Source organism: Rhizobium sp. CB2179, from assembly GCF_057653455.1.
Window position 1 is genome coordinate 4,365,313 of record NZ_CM172781.1, and the last position, 23,741, is coordinate 4,389,053.

Annotated in this window: 24 protein-coding genes; 7 read left to right on the plus strand and 17 right to left on the minus strand. The window is 60.8% G+C overall.

The features are described from left to right. Positions 1-9: 9 nt before the first annotated feature. The 4 genes from AC244Q_RS21490 to AC244Q_RS21505 all read right to left on the minus strand — a co-directional run bounded on the left by AC244Q_RS21490 (position 10) and on the right by AC244Q_RS21505 (position 3,822). Positions 10-639 carry a hypothetical protein gene (locus AC244Q_RS21490; RefSeq protein WP_032996483.1) on the minus strand — a complete coding sequence of 210 codons (630 nt, stop codon included), beginning with the start codon at positions 637-639 and terminating at the stop codon, positions 10-12. Positions 640-759: 120 nt separating this feature from the next. Then, the gene (locus AC244Q_RS21495) at positions 760-2,577 is read right to left on the minus strand and encodes an ABC-F family ATP-binding cassette domain-containing protein (RefSeq protein WP_113546724.1); all 1,818 of its coding nucleotides are present in this window, start codon (positions 2,575-2,577) and stop codon (positions 760-762) included. Between the two features lie 3 nt (positions 2,578-2,580). After that, positions 2,581-3,237: a thiamine diphosphokinase gene (locus AC244Q_RS21500; protein WP_017995497.1), complete on the minus strand. Its 657-nt coding sequence runs from the start codon at positions 3,235-3,237 to the stop codon at positions 2,581-2,583. A 57-nt stretch (positions 3,238-3,294) separates the two neighbouring features. Beyond that, positions 3,295-3,822 (minus strand): MarR family winged helix-turn-helix transcriptional regulator, encoded by a 528-nt coding sequence (locus AC244Q_RS21505; RefSeq protein WP_012759429.1) that lies wholly within the window; start codon positions 3,820-3,822, stop codon positions 3,295-3,297. A 116-nt stretch (positions 3,823-3,938) separates the two neighbouring features. On the opposite strand from AC244Q_RS21505, the gene AC244Q_RS21510 reads away from it, so the two are divergent. Next, entirely contained in the window at positions 3,939-5,477 is a 1,539-nt protein-coding gene (locus AC244Q_RS21510; protein ID WP_113546723.1) for an MDR family MFS transporter, read from the plus strand. A 391-nt stretch (positions 5,478-5,868) separates the two neighbouring features. Then, on the plus strand, positions 5,869-7,413 hold the full coding sequence (locus AC244Q_RS21515; protein WP_041935596.1) for a M48 family metalloprotease: 1,545 nt from the start codon (positions 5,869-5,871) through the stop codon (positions 7,411-7,413). A 114-nt stretch (positions 7,414-7,527) separates the two neighbouring features. Here the strand turns inward: AC244Q_RS21515 and AC244Q_RS21520 are convergent, their stop codons facing one another. The 5 genes from AC244Q_RS21520 to AC244Q_RS21540 all read right to left on the minus strand — a co-directional run bounded on the left by AC244Q_RS21520 (position 7,528) and on the right by AC244Q_RS21540 (position 13,923). Continuing rightward, positions 7,528-8,391, minus strand: a complete 864-nt coding sequence (locus AC244Q_RS21520) for an RNA polymerase factor sigma-32 (RefSeq protein WP_012759432.1) — start codon at positions 8,389-8,391, stop codon at positions 7,528-7,530. 377 nt (positions 8,392-8,768) lie between these two features. Then, the gene (locus tag AC244Q_RS21525) at positions 8,769-9,341 is read right to left on the minus strand and encodes a CarD family transcriptional regulator (protein ID WP_003543775.1); all 573 of its coding nucleotides are present in this window, start codon (positions 9,339-9,341) and stop codon (positions 8,769-8,771) included. 393 nt (positions 9,342-9,734) lie between these two features. Continuing rightward, entirely contained in the window at positions 9,735-10,073 is a 339-nt protein-coding gene (gene fdxA / locus AC244Q_RS21530) for a ferredoxin FdxA (RefSeq protein WP_012759433.1), read from the minus strand. Between the two features lie 194 nt (positions 10,074-10,267). After that, a complete protein-coding gene (locus AC244Q_RS21535; protein WP_012759434.1) occupies positions 10,268-10,672 on the minus strand; it encodes an RNA-binding S4 domain-containing protein in 405 nt (134 codons plus the stop codon). 2 nt (positions 10,673-10,674) lie between these two features. Then, positions 10,675-13,923: a helicase-related protein gene (locus AC244Q_RS21540; protein ID WP_128407300.1), complete on the minus strand. Its 3,249-nt coding sequence runs from the start codon at positions 13,921-13,923 to the stop codon at positions 10,675-10,677. 810 nt (positions 13,924-14,733) lie between these two features. Between AC244Q_RS21540 and AC244Q_RS21545 the strand changes: the two genes are divergently transcribed. The 3 genes from AC244Q_RS21545 to AC244Q_RS21555 all read left to right on the plus strand — a co-directional run bounded on the left by AC244Q_RS21545 (position 14,734) and on the right by AC244Q_RS21555 (position 15,526). Then, positions 14,734-14,889 carry a DUF3309 family protein gene (locus AC244Q_RS21545; RefSeq protein ID WP_007632343.1) on the plus strand — a complete coding sequence of 52 codons (156 nt, stop codon included), beginning with the start codon at positions 14,734-14,736 and terminating at the stop codon, positions 14,887-14,889. 27 nt (positions 14,890-14,916) lie between these two features. Then, positions 14,917-15,174: a YMGG-like glycine zipper-containing protein gene (locus AC244Q_RS21550; protein WP_003589657.1), complete on the plus strand. Its 258-nt coding sequence runs from the start codon at positions 14,917-14,919 to the stop codon at positions 15,172-15,174. Between the two features lie 193 nt (positions 15,175-15,367). Continuing rightward, complete coding sequence (locus AC244Q_RS21555; protein WP_017995504.1) at positions 15,368-15,526, plus strand: hypothetical protein; 159 nt, start codon at positions 15,368-15,370, stop codon at positions 15,524-15,526. Positions 15,527-15,675: 149 nt separating this feature from the next. Here AC244Q_RS21555 and phbB read toward each other — a convergent pair whose 3' ends face one another. Beyond that, a complete protein-coding gene (gene phbB / locus AC244Q_RS21560) occupies positions 15,676-16,401 on the minus strand; it encodes a beta-ketoacyl-ACP reductase (RefSeq protein ID WP_128407301.1) in 726 nt (241 codons plus the stop codon). A gap of 67 nt (positions 16,402-16,468) precedes the next feature. Further along, the gene (locus tag AC244Q_RS21565; RefSeq protein ID WP_128407302.1) at positions 16,469-17,650 is read right to left on the minus strand and encodes an acetyl-CoA C-acetyltransferase; all 1,182 of its coding nucleotides are present in this window, start codon (positions 17,648-17,650) and stop codon (positions 16,469-16,471) included. 237 nt (positions 17,651-17,887) lie between these two features. On the opposite strand from AC244Q_RS21565, the gene phaR reads away from it, so the two are divergent. Next, a complete protein-coding gene (gene phaR / locus AC244Q_RS21570; RefSeq protein ID WP_033181948.1) occupies positions 17,888-18,460 on the plus strand; it encodes a polyhydroxyalkanoate synthesis repressor PhaR in 573 nt (190 codons plus the stop codon). Here the strand turns inward: phaR and AC244Q_RS21575 are convergent. The 5 genes from AC244Q_RS21575 to mtgA all read right to left on the minus strand — a co-directional run bounded on the left by AC244Q_RS21575 (position 18,455) and on the right by mtgA (position 21,614). Beyond that, on the minus strand, positions 18,455-18,862 hold the full coding sequence (locus tag AC244Q_RS21575) for a hypothetical protein (protein ID WP_026157508.1): 408 nt from the start codon (positions 18,860-18,862) through the stop codon (positions 18,455-18,457). The genes phaR and AC244Q_RS21575 overlap by 6 nt on opposite strands. A gap of 143 nt (positions 18,863-19,005) precedes the next feature. Beyond that, positions 19,006-19,191 carry a 50S ribosomal protein L32 gene (gene rpmF / locus AC244Q_RS21580; RefSeq protein WP_003543812.1) on the minus strand — a complete coding sequence of 62 codons (186 nt, stop codon included), beginning with the start codon at positions 19,189-19,191 and terminating at the stop codon, positions 19,006-19,008. A 155-nt stretch (positions 19,192-19,346) separates the two neighbouring features. Continuing rightward, positions 19,347-19,994 (minus strand): glutathione S-transferase family protein, encoded by a 648-nt coding sequence (locus tag AC244Q_RS21585; protein ID WP_128407303.1) that lies wholly within the window; start codon positions 19,992-19,994, stop codon positions 19,347-19,349. A 13-nt stretch (positions 19,995-20,007) separates the two neighbouring features. Further along, positions 20,008-20,730 (minus strand): DUF1868 domain-containing protein, encoded by a 723-nt coding sequence (locus AC244Q_RS21590; RefSeq protein ID WP_017995508.1) that lies wholly within the window; start codon positions 20,728-20,730, stop codon positions 20,008-20,010. Between the two features lie 146 nt (positions 20,731-20,876). Beyond that, positions 20,877-21,614 (minus strand): monofunctional biosynthetic peptidoglycan transglycosylase, encoded by a 738-nt coding sequence (gene mtgA / locus AC244Q_RS21595; protein ID WP_033181950.1) that lies wholly within the window; start codon positions 21,612-21,614, stop codon positions 20,877-20,879. A gap of 135 nt (positions 21,615-21,749) precedes the next feature. Between mtgA and AC244Q_RS21600 the strand changes: the two genes are divergently transcribed. Beyond that, positions 21,750-22,664, plus strand: coding sequence for a polyprenyl synthetase family protein (locus AC244Q_RS21600; RefSeq protein WP_012759443.1), 915 nt, complete (start codon positions 21,750-21,752; stop codon positions 22,662-22,664). 9 nt (positions 22,665-22,673) lie between these two features. On the opposite strand, the gene hisC is transcribed toward AC244Q_RS21600, so the two are convergent. Next, positions 22,674-23,735, minus strand: coding sequence for a histidinol-phosphate transaminase (gene hisC / locus AC244Q_RS21605; protein WP_128407304.1), 1,062 nt, complete (start codon positions 23,733-23,735; stop codon positions 22,674-22,676). Positions 23,736-23,741: the final 6 nt, after the last annotated feature.

Below are 23,741 nucleotides of genomic sequence, written 5' to 3' on the forward strand. Positions count from 1 at the left end.
AGCCGCTGGTCACATCGGCGGTATGACGCCGTTGAGGCCGACGGCGATCTGGCTGGCCGAGATGCTGCCATCCGCCGCCTTCTCGCCGGTGACGACGACGCCGGCACCGGCCTTCATATCATCCTTGGTCGCAGGCGCCAACGTCACGATCGGCGTGCCATCGGCAATCGTGATGGTCTTTTCCTTGCCCTGATAGGTCAGCGTGATCGTGTGGCCGTCGACGGACTTGACGGCGTTGCTGACAGTCGCGTTGGTCATCTGGCTGTTCGGCTGCGCATCCCAGGGACGGTTGCCCTCACCGGTTCCCTTCATCGACGCCGGAAAGATCAGCACCTCGATCGCCCCGTCCGGGCCCGTGCCCTTCGGAAGCGAAGCGACGCCGACGAAATCGCCGGGTTTGATATCCTCGACCGAAGCTTTTTTGATGCCGCCGACCTTCCAGCCGGGTTTCAGCGCGACCGTCGCATCGCTGCCTTCGCGCGTCTTGACGACGAGCGTATCGCCGCTGAGGCTTTCTATGGCGCCGCGAACACGAATGCGCTGGGCATCCTGCGCCTGTGCAGCTTGCGACAGGGCAAGCGCCATGAGGCTGCCGGCGACAAACGCCGTGAGAATTCCGGAATAAGGCTTGCGAGACATATGACTTTTCCTTGTCGCCATTGCGATCGGCAATATCCCCGGCTGCCGGACGGCACCTTATGCCGCCGGGCGACACACTGACGAATCAAGGAAAAGTGAGCCTCCAGCCTCGAGAAAATCTCACCCTTCCAGCTCTTCCCGCAGCATTTCGAGCGCCAGCCACTCCTCTTCCATGTCAGTCAGGCTGCCGCGCAGTTTTTCCATCTCGCCGGCAAGCCGGTTGAAAGCTGCGGGATCGCGCGTGAAAAGATTGGGATCTGCCATCACCTGTTCGCGCTTTGCGATTTCCGCTTCGGCCTTCGCCATTTCCTTTGGCAGGTTTTCCAGTGCGAATTTCTGCTTGAAGGAGAGCTTGACCTTCGAGCTGCTTGAAGCTGTTGCTTGCTGGGTCTTCGGCTTCTCCGCCGCCTTCTCGGCCCTCTTACGCTCCTCGAGCGCGCCCTTGCGCTGTACAAGCATGTCCGAGTAGCCGCCGGCATATTCGATCCAGCGACCATCAGGCGCATCCGGCACAGCGGGTGCGATCGTCGAGGTCACGGTGCGGTCGAGGAAATCGCGGTCGTGGCTGACGAGAATGACGGTGCCGGGAAAGCCGGCGACAATCTCCTGCAGGAGATCGAGCGTTTCGATATCGAGATCGTTGGTCGGCTCGTCGAGGATCAAGAGGTTCGTCGGGCGCGAAAGGATGCGCGCCAGCATCAGCCGGGCGCGTTCGCCGCCGGAGAGGTTTCTGATCGGCGTACGCGCTTGTTCCGGCTGGAACAGAAATTCCTTCATGTAGCCGGTGACATGGCGCTGCTCGCCGTTTACGAGCAGGTTTTCGCCGCGCCCATCCGTCAGATAGTTGGCAAGCGTATCCTCGGGGTCGAGATCCTCGCGTTTCTGGTCGAGCGTCGCGATCTCCAGATTGGTGCCGAGCTTGACGATGCCGCTATCGGGTGAAAGCTGCCCGGTCAGCATCTTCAGCAGCGTCGTCTTGCCGGCGCCGTTCGGTCCGACGAGACCAATGCAGTCGCCGCGATGCACGCGTATCGAAAACGGCGTGACGATAGCCCGCTCACCGAAGCTCTTGGTGATCTTGTCGGCCTCGATCACCAGCTTGCCGGATTCCTGCGCGTCCGAAACCGTCGCCTGCACCGTGCCCTGCGGTCCCTTGTGGCCGCGATAGTTCGAGCGCATCGTCTGCAACTCGCCGAGACGGCGCATGTTACGCTTGCGCCGCGCCGTGACGCCGTAGCGCAGCCAGTGCTCCTCGCGCTCGATCGACTTGCCGAGCTTGTGCTGTTCCAGTTCCTCGGCCTCCAGCACCCGGTCGCGCCAGGCTTCGAAATGCGCAAAGCCTCTCTCGAGCCGGCGCGAGGTGCCGCGGTCGAGCCAGACGGTTGCCGTCGAGACCTTTTCGAGGAAACGCCGGTCGTGCGAGATCAGCACCAAGGCGCTGCGCGTCTTTTGCAGCTCGCCTTCCAGCCATTCGATGGTCGGCAGGTCAAGATGGTTGGTCGGTTCGTCGAGCAGAAGAATGTCCGGTTCCGGTGCCATAACCCGGGCAAGGGCTGCGCGCCGTGATTCGCCACCGGACAGCATTTTGGGGTCTTCATCGCCGCTCAGCCCGAGATGCGACAGCAGATAGGTGACACGATAGGGGTCATCGCCTGGCCCGAGGCCGGCCTCGGCATAGGCCTGCACCGTGTTGAAGCCGGCAAAATCCGGCGCCTGTTCGAGATAACGCACCGTCGAGGACGGATGGCGGAAGAGCTCGCCGGACTGCGCCTCGACCAGGCCGGCGGCAATCTTCAGCAGCGTCGATTTCCCCGAGCCGTTACGCCCGACGAGACAGATTTTGTCACCGGGCTCGATCTGCAGGCCAGCACCGGCCAGAAGCGGTGCGCCGCCAAAGCTCAGGAAGATATCGTCGAGTTTCAGAATGGGAGGGGCCAAAAATCAGACTCCGGAAAGATCATAGGGCCGGGCGAGCACGATTGCCCGGCCGCTGCGGAGCGAAAAGCGAACCTTGCCTTCCGCAACATTGGAAATGGTGCGCGACGAGCCGAAAGGCAGATGGAAATCCGTGAGCGGATAACGCGCATTTTCGAGGGAAAGCCCTCTCAGCTCGCTGAATCCGGGCACGGAAAACAGGCTGCCTTTGGGAAGGTCCAGTTCGATCGTACCGGCAACCAGCGGCACGGCCTCTTCCTTGCCCGAGGTCAGCAGCAGGTCGAAACCCTCTTCCGCCAGGCTGACGGCCGACAACAGGTGTTGAAGCGCGTGGTCGGAGCGTTCACCGCCGAGCGCACCGGCCAGGATGAGCCGCCGCGCGCCCCGCGCGATTGCTTCCGCCACGGCGATTTCGCCGTCCGTCGCCGCCTTCGCGGCCGGATAAGGCTGTTTCGGCACATCGGGAAATGCACCCGCGAGATCATCAGGCGTCGAATCGAAATCGCCGACCCAGAGCTCCGGCGTAATACCGAGTGCTGCCGCATGCCGCATGCCGCCATCGGCCGCAATAAAGCGGCTGTTTTCGATGGCATCGCGCAGGCGCTCCGTCAGGCTGAGTTCGCCGCCAAGGAGAATGGTGAAGGTGGATTGGCTCATGGGCATTGCCCTTAGCGCAAACGAGGGGTCGAGGGGAAGGGCCGGCGAACGCCGGCGTCTGCCTCAGCCCGGCATATCCTTGTCGCGCGACAGGAAAACCGCCTCGTAGCCGCCGATGAAGCGCTCGAAAAGCGCTGCGAAGCGCTCGACATCCTCCTGTCGCCAGTCGGAAACGATCTCGGAAATGATCGCAAGCTTCTGCGCGACGATCTCGGCAAGCAGGTCCTGGCCAACCTCGGTCATGACGACGACGATCCGCCGCGCATCGGCCTGCGAGGCCTCGCGGCGCAGCACGTTGCGCCCGACCATGTCGGCCACCACCCGGCTTGCCCGTGACGGATCGATGCGCAGCATCTCCGCGATCATGCCGACCGTGACCTCGCCGGCAGGCTGCGCCCTGCGCACGGCATCGAGCACGTCGAGATGCGAAAGCTCGAGGCCCGGTGCAGCACTCTGGATCGCCAGGCGGCCGATCAGCCGCCGCCCGGTCATCAGCCGCATGCGCGCCATGCTCCGGCCGATACGCGGCACGTTTTCACGATCCGGCTCGGCCGGCTCCACAGAAGGGGTCTTGGTCAGAACGTCGCTCATCACAGGACCATAACAGAGCCGATTCAAAAATTGAATATGCCGATGTCATTAATGTGCCATTGACAACTATATGCTGTTAGCACATAAAAGCACATCAACCCGGAACGATGCCTCCCATGGACATGCAACTCGCGCCTGCGCCGCTCGTGACGGATCCTCGTCGTCGGCTTATCCTCTTCTTCTTCCTGATGACCGCCATGTTCATGGCGACGCTTGATAATCAGATCGTCTCCACGGCGCTGCCGACGATCATCGGCGAATTCGGCCATCTCGAGCGCTTCGGCTGGATCGGCTCGGCCTATCTCCTGTCGCTGAGCGCCGTCATGCCGGTCTACGGCAAGCTCGGCGACCTGTTCGGCCGAAAATACGTGATGATGACGGCGATCATGATCTTCACCGTCGGATCGACAGTCTGCGGCCTTGCGGTCTCGATGAATACGCTGATCGCCGCCCGCGTGCTGCAGGGTCTTGGCGGCGGCGGCATCATGGTGTCGATCTTCGCCGTCAACGCCGACCTGTTCGAGCCGCGCGAGCGGGCGCGCTACCAAAGCTATTCCAGCCTTGTGCTGATGGCATCGGGCGCGATCGGCCCGGTGCTCGGCGGTACGATGAGCGATCTCTTCGGCTGGCGCTCGATCTTCCTCGTCAACGTGCCGATCGGCTTCATCGTGCTCACCGGCCTTGCCTTCATGCTGCCGTACCGCAAACCGCATCGTCGCCCCAAGATCGATTATGCCGGTGCGCTCCTGCTTGCCATGACGACGACAAGCATCGTGCTTGCCACCGACAGCAGCGAATTGTTCGGCGCATTGATCTCGCCGGAGAGTATCGGCATCGTCGCCTTCGGCGTCGTCTGCGCCGTCACCTGGGTGTTCGTCGAGCGCCGCGCGCCGGAACCGATCGTTCCCCTGCAGCTGTTTCGCAATTCGACCTTCAGCCTGCTCCTGGTGATCTCGATCATGGGCGGCGCGATCGCCATCGGCATGGTCAATTATCTCGCCCTCTTTCTGCAGACAACGACCGGCCTTTCGCCGTCTGCCGCCGGCCTGCTCTTCATCCTTCTGACCGGCGGCCTCGTCTGCGGGTCGCTTTCCGCAGGCCGCATCATCTCGAAGACGGGGCGCTACAAGCCCTTCGCCATCGCCAGCCTCACCTGCAGCGCCATCGCCTTTGCGCTGATGTCGCAGATCCACGCCGGAACGCCGATCGCCTTCATCGGCGCGGTCATGATGCTGCACGGCATCGGCATCGGCCTTGCCCAGCAGGTTCCCGTCATCGGCGTACAGAATGCAGCACCCGCCCGCGACGTCGGCGCCGCCACCGGCTCGGTGACGCTGTCGCGCATGGGCGGCGCCTCGATCGCCATTTCCATCTATGGCGCCATCATCGCCTCTGAGCTCGGCAAGGTCGGCGTCTCCATTCCTGGCGTCGCCGATATCAAGCAGCTGACGCCGAAAATGATGGCCGCCCTTCCCGAAGCGAGCCGCCAAGCGGTCGCCGATACCTATGCCGCCGCATTCTCGCCGCTCTTCATGACCTCCTGCGCCATTGCGCTGATCGGCCTTGCCGCCGCCATCATGCTGAAACCCGTGCAACTGCCCCGTGCCGGCGAGACGATAAAGCCGCAACCGGCGACGGCGGAAGCTGCCGAATAGTGGAATCGTCACGCGAGAGAATGCTTTATCAGGAGGCGTTCTCTCTCGACGTGCATACATCAAAGGTTGCGATTTTCTCGCAAGACTGTCGCTATCGAGCCGGTTGCTTCAATCGGGCCGTTCTTTTTCCGCACCGCCGACGAATCTCGGCTTTGTGACGGAACTTTCGCCATAATTTCATCCGAGCGAAGGGAAGCCTTAATGCCTGAGGCTTGCTAAAATGCAACGGCGCCACATTTAAACAGAGTCTCGCTATGCAACCGATGCGTAAATCAGCTACAGCAACGACTTGTATTGGCCGATTGTGCAGCGCGAGATCAGGGGTGCGCACCTGTTGAATTCCCCTTGCCACGGTCGGTCCGAATCTGCGGCAAACCGGCAAAACAGCGACATGATGCGGAGAAACAGACTGGACAGCTTGACGACGTGGAAATCCCCCGCGCTTTCCAGTGATGCCATTTCCGCGCCGCGGCGCTTCGCGCGTCGCATGATGCTGCTTTCGGCCGTCGCAATGGCGCTGAATGGCTGCCAAACGCTGATCGACCAATCCTATCAGCCGAGTGTTTCGCCGTCTTCCAATCCACAGATCGTCGACGAGGTGCAGAAAAACGACCCGCGCGCGGCGATGGGCGCCCGCGAGCATCCGCGCATCGTGGCAAGCTACGGCGGCGAATACAAGGACGCCAAAACCGAGCGCCTCGTCGCCCGCATCGCCGGCGCGCTGACGGCGGTGTCGGAAAATCCGAGCCAGTCCTACCGCATCACCATCCTGAATTCGCCGGCGATCAACGCCTTTGCGCTGCCGGGCGGTTATCTCTACGTCACCCGCGGCCTGCTCGCCCTTGCCAACGACGCTTCGGAAGTTGCCGCCGTGCTGTCGCACGAAATGGGCCATGTGACGGCGAACCACGGCATCGAGCGGCAGAAGCGCGAAGAGGCTGAGGTTATCGCCAGCCGCGTCGTCGCCGAAGTCCTTTCCAGCGACATCGCCGGCAAGCAGGCGCTTGCCCGCGGCAAGCTGCGGCTCGCCGCCTTCTCCCGCCAGCAGGAGCTGCAGGCCGATGTCATCGGTGTGCGCATGCTCGGTGAAGCTGGCTATGATCCCTATGCCGCTGCCCGTTTCCTCGATTCGATGGCGGCTTACAGTCGCTTCATGTCGGTTGATCCCGAAGCCGACCAGAGCCTCGACTTCCTGTCGAGCCATCCGAATTCGGCTCAGCGCATAGAGCTCGCCCGCACCCACGCCCGCGCCTTCGGCCAGGAAGGCTCGGTCGGCGACAAGGGCCGCGATTATTATCTCGACGGCATAGACGGACTGCTCTACGGCGACAGCCCGGAAGAAGGCTATGTGCGCGGCCAGACCTTCCTGCATGGCGGCCTCGGCATCCGCTTCGACGTGCCGCCGGATTTCCACATCGACAACAAGGTCGAGGCGGTGATGGCCACCGGTCCGAACGACATCGCCGTCCGCTTCGACGGCGTCGCCGACAATCAGAACCAGAGCCTCACCAACTATATCTCCAGCGGCTGGGTAACCGGCCTCGACCCGTCGACCATCCAACCGATCACCATCAACGGCATGGAAGCAGCCACCGCGCGCGCCAGCGCCGACCGCTGGGATTTCGATGTCACCGTGATCCGCAACAATTCGCAGATCTTCCGTTTCCTGACCGCCGTGCCGAAAGGCAGCGGCGCCCTTGAGCCAACGGCGAATGTGCTGCGCGCGAGTTTCCGCCGCATGACGCCGGCAGAGGCCGCCTCGCTGAAACCGCTGCGCATCCGCGTCGTCACCGTCCGGCCGGGTGAGAACATCTCGACGCTCGCCGCCCGCATGATGGGCACAGACCGCAAGCTCGATCTCTTCAAGCTCATCAATGCCCTGCCCACGGGTGCAGCCGTTTCTATAGGCGATCGCGTCAAGATCATCGCCGAATAAAAAAGGCCCGGCTAGCGCCGGGCCAGTCTGTGCTGCTGGAAGGGATAAAACATCTCGCGCAAAATTGTGCGGCGGTTTTGCGACAACGAGCTAAATCGGCGACGCGCTTTCGGTTCAGGCGTAGGCCGCCATATGCGGATCGGCGCTGACGAGCGCGCTGCGAAGCTTCTCCATCGCTCGGCTTTCGATCTGACGCACGCGCTCCTTGGAAATACCGAGATCGGCACCGAGCTCTTCGAGCGTGGCACCGTCTTCCGCCAGACGCCGGGCGCTGATGATCTTCATCTCGCGTTCGTTGAGATGTTTCAGCGCCGAGGCGAGCCAGACGCGGCGGCGCTCGCCGTCGATCATGTTGGACACCTGCTCGTCCGGCAGGGGATCGTCGCTGACGAGGAAGTCCATCTTTTCCGCGCTCTCGGCATCGCCGGAGACCGAAGGCGCCTGCAGCGAGGCGTCGTTGCCGGAAAGCCTAGCATCCATCGTCTGTACATCCGAGAGGCTGACGCCGAGGGCCGCGGCGATTTCCTGGTGAATGGATTGCAGCGTCAGCTGCGTGTCTCCCTTGGCGAGCTTGGCGCGCAGACGGCGCAGATTGAAGAACAGCGCTTTTTGCGCCGAACTCGTACCGCCGCGCACGATCGACCAGTTGCGCAGGATATAATCCTGGATAGATGCCCTGATCCACCAACTTGCATAGGTGGAAAAGCGCACGTCGCGTTCCGGCTCGAAGCGGGCGGCGGCCTCGAGCAGACCGACATAGCCCTCCTGCACCAGATCGCTCATCGGCAGGCCGAAATTGCGGAACTTGCCGGCCATGGATATGACGAGGCGCATATGGGCCATGGCAATCTGGTTGCGCGCGCCGCGGTCGTCATGATCCTTCCAGCGGGTGGCGAGATCGTGCTCTTCCTGACGGGCGAGATAAGGCGCGGCCATCGCGATTTTGATCATGCGCCGATCTGCAGACATGTTCTTCATTTCGATCTCCCGAAACAGGCCTCTCGCCCTGAAATGAACAATAAAACTCTTCTCCCGGAACATCGCTGTCCGGATTGAATGGAGTTCTGAATGCATAAAAGCCCCGCCCCTGGACTTTTCAGGGGGAGGCCCTACTTTTCATCATGTGCCGGTAAGACGGCTGGGCAGGACCTGTTTTTTCACCTTGCCGGATGGGCAATATAGAAAAGGCATGATCCGCTCCTCATCGAACATTGACGGAATAGCAGTTCGCCCGTGAGGCCATTGCCCGACGAGCAGTCCGCAATTACGTGTGATAAACGCGGCAGTCGGCAAAAAGTTCCAATAAAAAAACCCGGCTCGAAGGCCGGGTTTTTTGACAGAAAAACAGGGTCGCTTTATGCGGCTTCGTCCTGTGAATCGTCTTCTTCGATGGCCTTGCCACGCTTCGGACCCTTGTTGAGATTGGTCTCGACGAGGCGGACGGCTTCGGTTTCCGACATCTTGTTGACCGCGGCGATTTCGCGCGCCATGCGGTCGAGCGCAGCCTCATAAAGCTGGCGCTCGGAATAGGACTGCTCGGGCTGGTTCTCGGCACGATAGAGATCGCGCACGACTTCAGCGATGGAAATCAGGTCGCCGGAATTGATCTTGGCATCATATTCCTGGGCGCGGCGGGACCACATGGTGCGCTTGACGCGCGCCTTGCCCTGCACGACCTTCAAAGCACGCTCGACGAAATCCGTTTCCGAAAGCTTGCGCATACCAATGCTCATCGCCTTCGCGACCGGAACCTTCAGACGCATCTTGTCCTTCTCGAAATCAATAACGAAAAGTTCGAGCTTCATGCCGGCAACTTCTTGCTCTTCGATAGCGGTGATGGTACCGACGCCATGAGCGGGGTAGACGATCGATTCACCGGTCTTGAAGCCGTGACGTGCTGTAGAAGGTTTTTTCTGCTGAGTCGTCATTCTATTCAAAAACTCCCTGTTACGCTTCCGGCGGCGGCCGGAGCCGGGTCAGTCAGGCCCGGGTGAGACGGTAGTATCCGTCGGGTGACTTCACTCTGGTCCCATCGGGCAAAAGCAAAGACTTCTTGCGCACGATCTTGGGACCCGGCGCTCAAAGCGTTGATATGTCACGGAAACCGTGTACGGATTTGTTTTGCTTTCGTGATGGTTTTGGGCATGCGTCATGCCACAAATGGAACAGTAGACGAAACCTATCATAAAAATATGAGGAAATCAATAATTTGCTTCGCTTGAGTCATGCGGGCAACACATGTCACCCATATGCCTCACGCAGCTTTTAAAACGTTTTGCCCTACGTTCGCCCGAACCCGGTGACCGAATGTAGGCGCTGTCTCAATCGCCGGAACCGGGCTTTTCGGAAAAATACTTCTCGAATTTTCCGGTCTCGCCATCCATGTCCTTGGCCTCAGGCAACGGCTCCTTCTTGACCGTAATATTCGGCCAGATCGTTGCGTATTCGGTGTTGATCTTCAGCCATTTGTCGAGGCCAGGCTCGGTATCGGGCTTGATCGCCTCGGCGGGACATTCCGGTTCGCAGACGCCGCAATCGATGCATTCGTCGGGATGGATGACGAGGAAATTCTCGCCCTCATAGAAGCAGTCGACAGGGCAGACTTCCACGCAATCGGTGTATTTGCACTTGATGCAATTGTCGGTCACGACATAGGTCATGAAGAACTCCAGGATTTCCATGCGGATGGGGCCGGGCAACCTGGAACGTCGCGCCTATCCCCGTGCCGGAGGAAAAGCGTGAGCACGCTTGGGAGGCAAGCACGCTTCCGGCAGGTTGTCAGTGACGTATCGGCTTTATCGCCGGATTTCAAGGATAAACGATCTGCAAAAGCCGACGCCGCAGACAGAGTTTTCTAATCCTCGTCCGACATCAGCCTGTCGATTGCACGTCTTTCCTTTTTGGTCGGACGGCCGGTGCCGGTCGCCCGGATTGCCTGCTCGTAGGGCGTGAGACGTTTTGCCTCATCGGGCGGCGGGGATTGGTCGTCGTAAAGCAGGCGCGCCTGCTCGTAAGGCCCCCGCCGCTCGCCGGCAAGGCGCACGACGAGAACGACATCGCGCCGCTCCAGCGTCAGCTCGATACGGTCACCCGGCTTGACCATCTGGCTCGGCTGGCTGCAGCGCTCGCCGTTGATGCGCACATGGCCTGATTGGATATGGCTCTGCGCCACCGAGCGTGACTTCGCCATGCGCGCGAAGAACAGCCACTTGTCGATGCGCTGGCGCGAACCGCTGGTCGGCTGTGTCTCCCCGCTCATGACTACTTCTTCATCTGCTCCTTGAGGGCTGCGAGCTTGGCGAAAGGCGAATCCGGATCGATCGGCTTCTCCTTACGCGGCGGCTTGGCCTCGAAGCGCAGCGGCTGCGAGCCGCCGCGATTGTTGTTGCGGTCGTTGCGATCGTTGCGGTCACCGCGATCCTTGCGATCGCCACGGTCCTGCCGGTCGCCACGCGGCTGGTCGCCCCGTGGTTGGTTGTTGCGGTCGCCTCTTGCCTGCTGCGGCCGGCCGCCATCGCGACCGCCGCCTTCCTTGCCGCGGTTCTGGCGATTGTTGTCGCGGCCGTCGCCATTGCGATTGCCCTCGCCGCCTTCACCGCCGCCCGGCCGGCGATTGCGGTCGCCGCGTTCCTGGTTCTGACCGCGCTGCTCGCCCTGGCCGCCACGGCGTTCGCCATGACCGCCGCGCGCCTGGCGTTGATTGTCGTTGCGGCCGCCGAGACGCCACAGAAGAACTGGCTTCGGTTCCACCGGCTCGCCGGCTTCCCCAGGAGCAGGTGCTGCTTCCTCGGGAGCGTGCACCGCTTCCCCAGACGCTTCGACCGGAGCCGATGTCTCGATCGCTTCGACCGGAGCGGGGGGTTGGACCGCTTCGGCCACGGGCGCGTCAGCAACTGCCGGAGCCGCCTCGGTTGCAGACGCTTCGGCAGCAGTCTCTTCCGCCGCACCGTCGGCATCGTCGTGGTCGGCCTTTTCGGCTGTCTCTTCCGCAGGCATTTCCGCAGTGGCAGCAGGCACTGAGGCCGCATCCTGCGTCGCAAGATGTACTGATGCCTCTTCCGCCTTCACGGCATCGGCGCGATAGCCGAGACCCTTGAGGATTTCTTCCATGTCCTCGAGCGTCGCACCGAGGATCGACAGCATCGCCGTCGTCGTCGTGAAGCGGCGGCCGTCATAGGCGCCCTCCGGACGGTTGTTTTGACCGGGCTTCCATTGCAGCAGCGGACGGATGATATCGGCCAGCCGTTCCAGGATGTCGATGCGTACGGCACGTTTGCCGAGGAAACGGAAGCCGGCGAGCTTGTAGAACATCCGCTCGAAGGTCGGATCCGTGACGACGGAGGTGCGGCCGGCGGCAAGCACCGGAATGAGATCGCCGTAGCCGGGCTTGTCGAGACCGTCGTTCTTCAGCGCCCAGAGCAGCGTGATGAGCTCGGCCGGCGCCGGCTTCAGAAGTGCGGGAACGAAGATGTGATAGGCGCCGAAACGCACGCCGTAGCGGCGCATGGAGGCACGGGCCTCCTGGTCCAGCGACTTCACCTCCTCGGTCACCTCGCGGCGGAACAGCACCCCGAGATTCTCGACGAGCTGGAAGGCAAGCCCCTTGGCGAGACCCTGCAGATCTTCGGCGCGCGACAGATCATCGAGCGGCTTCAGCACCGTGCTGATATGATGATTGACGAAGCGCTCGATGCGGGCAGCAACGTGATCGCGGGCATTGCCCGTCAATTGTTCGTCGGCCAGCAGGATCACGCGCGGACGCATGATGTGATCGCTGCCCGAAAGCCGCGCCACCGGGTCGCCCAGCCAACGGATCAACCCATCCGAACCGATCACAAGATCGCTGTTGCCGGCGGCATGCATCCGGGCCGCGCGGGCTTCGAACTCGAGCCCGAGCGCCTTCTGCGACGCAGCCTGAACCGCCTTGGCATCCGGTCCGTCCGTTCCCGCCACCGGCGTGAAACGGAACCCGCTCAATTGCCCTACATGATGTCCTTCAACGAAGACATCACCATTCACACTGATTTCAGCTTCCAGCATCGCATTCTCTCTCAGGCGCTTCATGAGCACAGATGTCCTGCGATCAACAAAGCGTTTCGTCAACCTTTCATGTAACGCGTCGGACAATCGATCTTCGATTTCCCGCGTCTTTTCCTGCCAGTGTGTCGGATCGGCAAGCCAACCGGGCCGATTCGAAACGTAGGTCCAGGTCCTTATCTGCGCGATTCGCGCCGAAAGCGTGTCAATTTCCCCATCTGTTCGATCGGAGCGATGAACCTGCTCCGCAAGAAACTGCTCATTCACCGTGCCATAGCGGACAAGATCGGAAAAGAGGGTCGCGATAAGATCGGCATGTTGTGCTGGGGTGATACGCCGATAATCGGGAAGCGCGCAAGCCTCCCAGAGTTTTTCGACGCGCGCCGGCCTGTCGGCGAGATCGATGACCTCGGGATAGCGCGAAAGCTGTTCCAGCGCCTGCTGGTCGACCGCAGGCAGCGCCCGCGTCAGCCCCGGCACGCGCGGTCCCACCTCAAGGCTGGCGCGCAGCGATGCGATTGAGGAGAAGTCCATCTCCGTCGTCCGCCACTGCAAAACCTTGACGTTGTCGAATTCGTGCCCCTCGATGCGCTGCACCAGTTCGTCGTCGAAGGGCGAGACCTGTCCGGTGACGCCGAAGGTCCCGTCCCGCACATGCCGCCCGGCGCGCCCGGCGACCTGGCCGAGTTCGCCTGGATTGAGATTGCGGAACTGGTAACCGTCGAACTTCCGGTCCTGGGCAAAGGCGACGTGATCGACATCGAGGTTGAGGCCCATGCCGATCGCATCGGTCGCCACCAGATATTCGACGTCGCCCGCCTGATAAAGCGCCACCTGCGCATTGCGGGTGCGCGGGCTGAGCGCGCCGAGCACCACCGCCGCGCCGCCGCGCTGCCGGCGGATGAGCTCGGCGATGGCATAGACCTCGTCGGCAGAGAAGGCGACGATGGCCGAGCGCTGCGGCAGCCGGGTGATCTTCTTCTGCCCGGCATAGAAAAGATGCGAAAGCCGCGGCCGCTCGACGATAGTGATGCCGGGCAGGAGCTGCTGCAGGATCGGCCGCATCGTCGCCGCGCCGAGCAGCAGCGTTTCCTCGCGGCCGCGCAGATGCAGGATACGGTCGGTGAAGATATGGCCACGCTCGAGATCGCCGGCGAGCTGCACCTCGTCGATCGCGACGAAGGCGGCCCTGGTCTCGCGCGGCATCGCTTCGACAGTGCAGACGGAAAAACGCGCATTGGGCGGCGAAATCTTTTCCTCGCCGGTGACCAGCGCCACATTCTGTGCGCCGACCTTCTCCACCACCCGCGTATAGACCTCGCGCGCCAGCAGCCGGAGCGGCAGGCCGATCACGCCCGTCCCGTGCGCAACCATGCGCTCGATGGCATAATGGGTCTTGCCGGTATTGGTCGGTCCGAGCACCGCGGTCACACCGCGCCCACTCAGAATCATCGGCTGCGAAATCAGAGTCATGAGTCCATGCAAATGAGGCGGGGTGGCCCCAGAAAATCTCGACTCCTCGATGGAAGCTGGACAACACATGGACAGCTGCCGTCGCAAACGCAAGGGCAGATTTCAAAATGCCTCGGGGATTACGACCTTTGCGAGTCCTGCGGAACGCCCGAATTTCCGATTCGGAACAGCGCAAGAACGAATCAGCGACGAATCGATGACTCTCGCTGATTCAGCTTTTGTTCACGGCTAAGTATTGATTTTGAATCACTTTTTCCCACTAGATGCTGAATCGCGAGACTCTCTCCTGTTCGCACTTTCGCCGTCGTGAGCGACAATCTTCGCCCGATTTTGAACAGGCAAAAATCCGCCCGAAATTAACCTCTCGACCAAAGCCTGAACGAATCGGAGACGAATCGCTCACTCCATCGTTTTCGCCTTTCGTTCACGGCCACATCTGGTAGCGCTATCAGGCCCCGGCACTAGACGCGGATCAGCGGCAGAGCCCTTCGTCCCGCTCCGCCGCACCAAAATTAATCTTTTTGGGAGCCGGATTCAGACGGCGTTAAGTCGGGGACGGCCAATTGTGGCGCGCCGATCAAAAACGGAACGAATCGCTGACGAATCGGCGACATCGCGATTTTCCCGCTTTGTTCACCGCAACATATTGTATTTAAATGTCTTTTTAACCATAGCGGCAATTTTCGGAAATGACGGAAATTAAACCGTGAATCAGGCTTCGTCACATTTCCAGAGCTTAACCGGGAACAAAAATCGCCAATACGTGTTTCTAGTCCATCCAAATTGCGGATGAAATGAAGGAAACACACCATGCTTGGCACGATACTACTTGTTATCCTCATTCTGCTCTTGATCGGAGCCTTGCCGAATTGGGGTTATAGCCGTGGCTGGGGCTATGGACCTTCTGGCGGTTTGGGGCTAGTTCTCGTGATTATCATTATCCTTGTACTAATGGGCCGCGTCTAAAGGCCAACTAACCTGGGGAGTTACGACATGATGAAGAAGATTGTTCTTATTGGTGCGCTCGTCGGCGCGCTCGCATCCTGCACAGCGACCGAGCAAGGCACGGCGATCGGCGCCGGCACCGGCGCGGTTATCGGCGGTGTCGTCACCAACAGCTGGGGTGGTGCCGCCGTCGGCGCCGTTGCCGGCGGCCTGACCGGCGCTCTGATCGGCCAGTCGGTCGAACGCCGCGGCTACTGCGTCTATCGCGACCGCTACGGCCGCCGCTACGAGGCTCGTTGCCGCTAATCGGCACAAGCATATCGGACTCCCAACGGGCGCTTCGGCGCCCGTTTTCTTTGCCGGTCGTATCCGTCAACGAGACGTTGACAATCGGTTGCTAAAGTCAAGTCTAGCGCCGCCCAACAGGCAGGCACATATTTCCTTCACGAGCGCAATGAGCAGGCCGAGCCGCCCGGCGCACCGGAAAAGGAACGCTTCCATGATCCAGATTTTGCTGAATTCCTTCGTCGCCGTTCTCATCGTGTCGGCTTTCCTGACGACCGCAATATCAGCCCTCAGCACCGATGCTCTTTCGCCGCGCAAAGTGCCGGCCAGAGTTCGGCCACAGCGACGTCCGAACACAGACCGTCGCTCTTGATCTTCCCGAAACAGCGCCACTAAACCGGCCACAAGATCGCGCCAGCATCACACAGAGAAGACACGCCATAAACAGCGATGGCGCGATCCTGCCGGACGCGCCATCGCTTTGAATCTAAATTCCTACTGTCGATGTGAAAACAGAAATGCCTAGGCGAAGAACTGTCCGCCATTGGCCGTCAGCGTCGAACCGGTGATGAAGCCGGCATCGTCGGAGACGAGGAAGGTGACGCAGCGCGCGATCTCTTCCGGTTCGCCGAGCCGACCGACGGGGATCTGCGGAATGATACGTTCGTTCAGCACCTTCTCCGGCACGGCAAGCACCATTTCCGTTCCGATGTAACCGGGGCAAATGGCGTTGACGGTGATGTTCTTGTTCGCCCCCTCCTGAGCCAGCGCCTTGGTAAAACCGAGATCGCCCGCCTTGGCCGCCGAATAATTCACCTGGCCCATCTGGCCCTTTTGCCCGTTGATCGACGAGATATTGACGATACGACCGAAGCTGCGGTCGCGCATACCGGTCCAGACCTGATGCGTCATGTTGAACAGGCCGGTGAGGTTGGTATTGATCACCTCGTGCCACTGCTGCTGCGTCATCTTGTGGAACATCGCGTCGCGCGTGATGCCGGCATTGTTGACGAGGATTTCGACAGGCCCGATCTCGCTTTCGATCCTGGCAATTCCCTCGCCGCAGGCGAGGTAATCCGAAACATCCCATTTGAACACCGGAACGCCGGTGACATCATGGAAGGCTTTGGCCTTCTCGTCGTTGCCGGCATAGCTGGCCGCGACCCTGTATCCGGCATTTTTCAGTGCCATGGATATTGCCGCGCCGATGCCGCGTGTACCCCCAGTGACCACAGCCACTCTGCTCATGCTCCGCTCCCCTTTTGTTTTTCGCCCCGCCGCGTGGCGGGATCTTCAATCATGGATCGTATGCTATTTAAAGCGCTTCAAAGCACATGGCCACACCCATGCCACCCCCGATGCAGAGCGTGGCAAGACCTTTCTTCGCGCCGCGGCGCTTCATTTCGAACAACAGGGTGTTGAGAACGCGCGCGCCGGAGGCGCCAATCGGATGGCCGATCGCGATTGCCCCGCCGTTGACGTTGACGATCGACGGATCCCATCCAAGATCCTTGGTGACGGCGCAGGCTTGCGCCGCGAAGGCCTCGTTGGCTTCGACGAGATCAAGATCGTTCACCGACCAGCCGGCCTTCTCGAGCGCCTTGCGCGAAGCCGGGATCGGTCCGGTGCCCATGATCTGAGGATCGACACCCGCCGTTGCCCAGGAAACGATGCGAGCGAGCGGCTGGATGCCGCGCCGGACTGCCTCCGCCTCGCTCATCAGCACCGCCACGGCGGCACCGTCGTTGAGGCCGGATGCGTTCGCGGCGGTCACCGTGCCGTCCTTGTCGAAGGCCGGGCGCAGCTTCCCCATCGCCTCTATCGTCGCGCCGTGACGGATATATTCGTCGGCATCGACCGTAACGTCGCCCTTACGTGTCTTGATGACGTAGGGGATGATCTCATCGACAAAGCGACCGGCCTTCTGCGCTGCCTCTGCCTTGTTCTGCGAGTTGACCGCGAACTGATCCTGGTCGTCGCGCGAAAGCTGCCACTGGCGCGCAACATTCTCGGCGGTGATGCCCATGTGGTAGCCGTGGAAAGCGTCGGTCAAGCCGTCCTTGATCATCGTGTCGATCATCTTCATGTCGCCCATCTTGACGCCGCCGCGCAGATGCGCGGCATGCGGAGCCATCGACATGGACTCCTGGCCGCCGGCAACGATGATCTTGGCATCGCCAGTGGCGATCTGCTGCATGCCGAGCGCGACCGCGCGCAAGCCCGAGCCGCAAAGCTGGTTGACGCCCCAGGCTGTCGCTTCCTGCGGAATGCCGGCCTTCATCGCCGCCTGGCGGGCCGGGTTCTGGCCCTCGCCGGCGGCAAGCACCTGACCAAGGATCACCTCATCCACCTCCCCGGCATCGACGCCGGCACGCTCAAGCGCGCCCTTGATGACGGCCGCCCCGAGCTCATGCGCGAGGACCGTCGCGAAAGCACCGTTGAAGGCGCCGACTGCTGTTCGCCCTGCACTGGCGATGACGATGGATGGATTGCTCATGGGGACGCTCCTCGTTTTCGTCTCACTTACATAAGTGGAAACTGGCAAAGCTTGGAGCACAAGTCAAACGCGAAGACCGGCCGCCGTCATTTTAGGTAAAGCCCGTCGAAGCCCGATTCATCTGCTCTGTTAAAGGTTTGCCGCATCGCACAAAGAGATTGTCACCGGCCTTCTTTTGCGTTTACAGTCTCAAGTGGAGGAATATCCATAAATCAGACGGGGGTTCAGGAGACTGATATGGCGAAGCATGAGGGTCAGATCGTTATCAAGAAATACGCCAATCGCCGCCTATACAACACAGGCACCAGCACCTACGTGACGCTGGAAGACCTGGCGGAGATGGTGAAGAAGGGCGAAGAATTTAACGTACAAGATGCAAAAAGCGGAGATGACATCACCCATTCGGTGCTGACCCAGATCATCTTCGAACAGGAATCGAAGACCGGCAACACATTGCTTCCGATCTCCTTCCTGCGCCAGCTCATTACCTATTACGGCGATCAGATGCAGATGGTCGTGCCGAGCTTTCTCGAACATTCGATGCGCTCCTTCACGGAACAACAGGTCCAGATGCGCGAGCAAGTAAACCGCGCCTTCGGCGAAACGCCGCTCGGCAAGAACCTGCAGTTGCCGATGCAGATGGTCGAGGACCATGTTCGCCGCAACACTGAACTGTTTCAGCAGGCGATGCAGATGTTCTCGCCCTTCATGACGCCGCCTGCCAAGGAAAGCCGCAAGGCCGAGGCCAAGGATATCGACGAGCTGAAGGAACAGCTCCGCGCCCTTCAGAACAAACTCGACAACCTATAGTCCGATCGAGACATCCCGCCCGGCGCTTCGGATCGACACGGCAAAACCGCCGATGACATCGATCAGAGCGATCGTCATCAAAATGAAGAAGACCTGCGTCGCAGCATCCCGGACGAGCAGAAACTCGACCAGGAAAGCGATGAACACCAGCATTGACAGCATGTGGTTGACGAGATTGCCGGGACCGGTTCTGGTCGCTTTGAGGATTTCGAAGAACAGCACGACAAGTGCGATGACGATAAAAAGGTCGCCGAGCGCCATGCTCCAGATCGCGCCCGAGATCATCGACAGCACGATGATATCATGCTGCAGTGCCGGAATGCCGCCATCGCCCATCAGGCCCAGCATCGCCAGATTGTAGAGAATAAACGGAATAATCATCAGGGGCATGGCATTTATCATCGGCAAATCTCCTCGGCGCCGAAAGAATACTGCCGTAAGTCGCTGCCCCACTGCAAGTCATTGCAAATATTATATTGCCGAAATGCAAAAGGCCGGCGTGACGCCGGCCTTGAAACTTCGATCGGACAAGCCGGATCGGGAAATTATGCGCTTTCCTTCGGCGTCAGAACCTGGCGGCCGCGATACATACCAGTCTTCAGATCGATATGATGCGGGCGGCGCAGTTCGCCGGAATTCTTGTCTTCGACGTAGGTCGGAGCCTTCAGGGCGTCTGCCGAACGGCGCATACCGCGCTTGGACGGGCTTGTTTTTCTCTTCGGTACAGCCATTTCTCTTACTCCACTTGCGGGCAAAACATTCCCACGGCCACACGGGCGGCCGAAACGGACATGTCGCGATTTCGGAATTTGGCGCGCTTATACATGCAAGGGGTGACCTTGACCAGTCCCCATGCGTATTTTTTGCAAAGCCAATGATTCCAGGCTCAGACTTCGTCTTCCGGCACGATCCAAGGCTCGGCGCGGGCCGCCTCTTCCCATTTCCGCCAGGCCGGATGCGCCTTCATGGTCTCCATATAGGCCAGCGTATCATTTTGGCTGACGAGATCATAGATTTCGAACCGGTTGACGACAGGCGCAAACATCGCATCCGCCCCGCTGAACGCGCCAAACAGAAACGGTCCGCCGGATTGCTGCAGGAGGTCGCGCCAGATCGTCTCGATGCGGCTGATATCGGCGTCGACACCATCCGGCAACGCGATCTTGCCCTTCTGCCGGCGGATATTCATCGGGCAGGCACCGCGCAGCGCCCGGAAGCCCGAAAGCATTTCCATCGAAACCGAACGGGCGAGCGCCCGCTCGGCGCGATCCCTCGGCAGAAGGCCGGCGTCCGGATAAAGCTCAGCGACATATTCGATGATCGCCAGCGATTCCCAGATCTTCAATGCACCTTGCTGCAGAAGTGGTACTCGCCCGGTCGGTGAGACCGCCTTTATATCGGGATTGCCACCAGGATAGTCGAAGGGGATCAGGACTTCCTCGAAATCGACGCCGGCGCCCGTCAGCGCCATCCACGGCCGGAACGACCAGGAAGAATAGTTCTTGTTGGCGATGTAGAGCGTCGGTCTATCCATGGGCTTCTCCCGTTCATGCCTCGAAATCGAAGATCAACAATTCGTGGAAATGGTTCATGTCCTCGAACACGCAGAATGCCGGCGGGGTCAGCTCGAAAACAGGGGCCTTGCGGCGGACATCGTCGGCGACGTTGTCGAGCATTGCCTGCCAGCGCGGCAAGGCTTCGTCTTCCAACCGTTCGATCGCATAGGCGAAGGTCATGTGGAACTTATAGTCCTCATGGTTCGGCTGGCGATAGCCCAGAAGCTCGGCCAGCGCATTGCGCCAGGCGCGCATGACCTTGCGGTCTCTCTCCGTCGCCCCGTCGACGAGCAGGCCCGACGGGCGAGCTTCGACGATGGCGACCTTGAAGGGATCGGCCATCGAGAAACCTTCGAGCAGGGCCGCCATCAGCGCTATCATGTCGTCGATCGGCGTATCGAGAGGTAGATCGCCCGGCCAGCAATCCTGGCGGCGCCTGGTCTCGATGACACCTTCGAAAAGTGTCATGTGAATGCTTGATATCGGCGTGAAGAGGAACTGCGGGGCTTCGGGCATCGCCAGATATTTCTCACGCGCCTCGATCAGCACCGCCTGCGTTTGCGAACCCTTCTCGATATGGCAAACGATGGTGTTGCCGGCTTCCGGCAGAAAGCCGCCGACCTTGCGATAACGGCTGCCGAGATGGGCGGGCGGGGTTGGATTGTGCCTCTTCGAATAAAAGAGAAGCTCGGGCGAAAATGTCGTGATGGTCATGGGCGACTCGGGGGCTCTGGTTGGACTGCATTCGCCCATATGACAGAACCAAGAATGCCAGATGACACTTGCCACGTCTCGAGCACGATACCGAAAAGTGTGAGCGGTTTTCGGACGAGATCCTGTTCTAACGATAAGTTCTGATCTCAATCATAGATGCACCTGATGTAATCGCCCGAACCTTGTGCGCGTCTCTCGATCACGCCGGCGAGCCGGCGAAGACCTCGTCCGGGCTTGCCGGCATTGCGGTCGATGGGGTTCGGCAGCGAGACGGCCAGCAGCGATGCCTGGCGCCGCGTCAGCTTCGAGGCCGGCACCTTGAAATGATGCTGGGCCGCCGCCTCGATGCCGTAGATGCCGGGACCCCATTCGGCGATATTGAGATAGATTTCCATCAGCCGCCGTTTCGACAGGACAAAATCCGTGCTCACCGCGAGCGGAAGTTCCAGCGCCTTGCGCACGAAGGAGCGGCCGTTCCAGAGGAAGAGGTTTTTCGCCGTCTGCATCGGAATGGTGCTGCCGCCACGTGTCGCCTGACCTTTCAGCGTATCCTCGACCAGCATGCGCATTTCCGCCCAGTCGACACCGCCGTGAAAGCAATATTGCCCGTCCTCCGACATCATCACCGACTGCACCACAACCGGGGCAATGTTATCAAGCGACACCCATTGCCTGTCGTAACCCCGCAGCAGCACGAGATCGCGCAGCATCAGCGTCGAGACGGGATGAATGAAAGGCAGCAGATAGAAAAAGATCAGCGCATAGGGAAGAATCAGCAAGACCAGCACGGCCAGAATAATGCGTTTCAACACACGTCCGTCTCCGAACCATCGCCGACGAGCCGGCATGTCGACGCTGTCCTCTCTCTCCGGCGCTATATCCAATGTCCCCAGTCCGATTTCGCTCCTGTCGTTCTCATAACGCCTGCGCAGAGCTTATGCCAGAGTGCGCGGCGAATCTTGCTGCCGCCATCGACAATTCCGTTGCAAGCCCGGGGGCGCTCATGCCAAACAGCGCCCATGGACGCGAACCGGGACACTTTCGAGACGAGGCTGAAGAACAACGCCCGCGACATCGAGGCGCTGCTCGACGCATTGCTTTCACCGAGTGCCCTTTCCGATGAAATCGCCAGGCCCGAGACGCTGCGCGATGCCATGCATTATGCCGTGCTGAACGGCGGCAAGCGGCTGCGCCCGTTTCTCGTCGTCGAAAGTGCAGCCCTGCTCGGCGGCGACGCCGAGGCGGCACTTCGCGTCGGCGCCGCCCTCGAATGCGTCCACTGCTATTCCCTCGTGCATGACGATCTGCCGGCCATGGACGATGACGACCTGCGCCGCGGCAAACCAACGGTACATATCAAGTTCGACGAAGCGACGGCGATCCTCGCCGGCGACAGCCTGCTGACCTACGCCTTCGACATCATCGCCGCGCCGGAAACGACCCTTGCCGATACGAGCAAGGCATCGCTGGTGCTGGCCCTTGCCCGCGCAGCCGGTCTCGGCGGCATGGCCGGCGGCCAGGCGCTCGACCTCGCGGCGGAAAAGCAGGCCCCCGACGAGGCCGGCATCATCCGCCTGCAGGCGATGAAAACAGGCGCGCTGATCCGCTTCGCCTGTGAAGCCGGCGCCGTCATCGCGGCAAGCCGGCCGGAGGATCGCCGTCGCCTGCGCGCCTTCGGCGAAAAGATCGGCCTTGCCTTCCAACTGGCCGACGACATTCTCGACCTGACCTCGGATGCGGCGACCATGGGCAAGGCGACCGGCAAGGATGCGGCCCGCGGCAAGGGAACGCTTGTGGCCCTGCGCGGCATGGAATGGGCCGAAGCCCAGCTCCGCGAGCATGTCCGCGATGCAGAGGCGTTGCTTGCCCCCTACGGCCCCCGTGCCTCGACCCTCATTGCTGCGGCGCATTTCATCGCCGACCGGAAGAGCTGAAGCGGCAGGTCAGGCTGTCAGTATTTCTTTGAAGGCGGAAACCAGACGGGCACACTCCTCGCCCGTGCCGATGCTGATCCGCAGGAAGTCCGAAATACGCGGTTTGGCGAAATGCCGGACGAGAATGCCGCGCTCCCGCAGAGCGGCTTGAAGCGCTGCCCCGGAACGGCTTTGGTGCCTCGCGAAAACGAAGTTCGCCTGGGACGGCAAGACCTCGAAACCCAAAACTTCAAGTTCAGAGTCGAGGCTTTCGCGGCTGGCGATGATGTTCCTCCGGCATGTCTCAAACCACGCCTCGTCCTTGATCGCCGCCGTCGCGGCAAGCTGCGCCAGACGATCGAGCGGATAGGAATTGAAACTGTCCTTGACCCGCTCCAGCGCCTCAATCAGCGGCCGCTGCCCCAGCGCGAAGCCGATGCGCAGACCGGCAAGCGAACGGGACTTCGACAGGGTCTGGATCACCAGTAGGTTGGGATAGGTTGAAACGAGCCCGGCAGCGCTCTCGCCGCCGAAATCGATATAGGCCTCGTCTATGACAACGACCGCATCCGGATGGGCGGCAAGAAGTGCTTCGATACTGGCAAGTGGCAAGCCGATGCCGGTCGGCGCATTCGGATTGGGGATGATGATCGCGCCGCAGGGCCTGTCGTAATCTTCCAGCCCGATCCGAAACCCATCGTCAACAGGCACCTCGATCGCTTCGACGCCGTATAGCAGGCTATAGGTCGAATAGAAGGCGTAGGTCACATCGGGGTAGAGAAGCGGCCGCTCGTGTTTCAGCAGCGCCTGGAACGTATGCGCGAGAACCTCGTCGGAGCCGTTGCCGACGAATATTTCTTCTGCGGTCAGGCCGAAATGGGCCGCGATCGTCTCGCGCAATTCCGCAGCAGTCGGATCGGGATAGAGCCGCAGACGATCGTCCGCCGCATCCCGGATCGCCTCAAGCGCCTTCGGGGACGGACCGTAAGGGCTCTCGTTAATATTGAGCTTGACCATGTTCGCGATACGGGGCTGCTCGCCCGCGACATAGGGCCGAAGCTTACTGACGATAGGCGACCAGTACCGGCTCATCCGAAC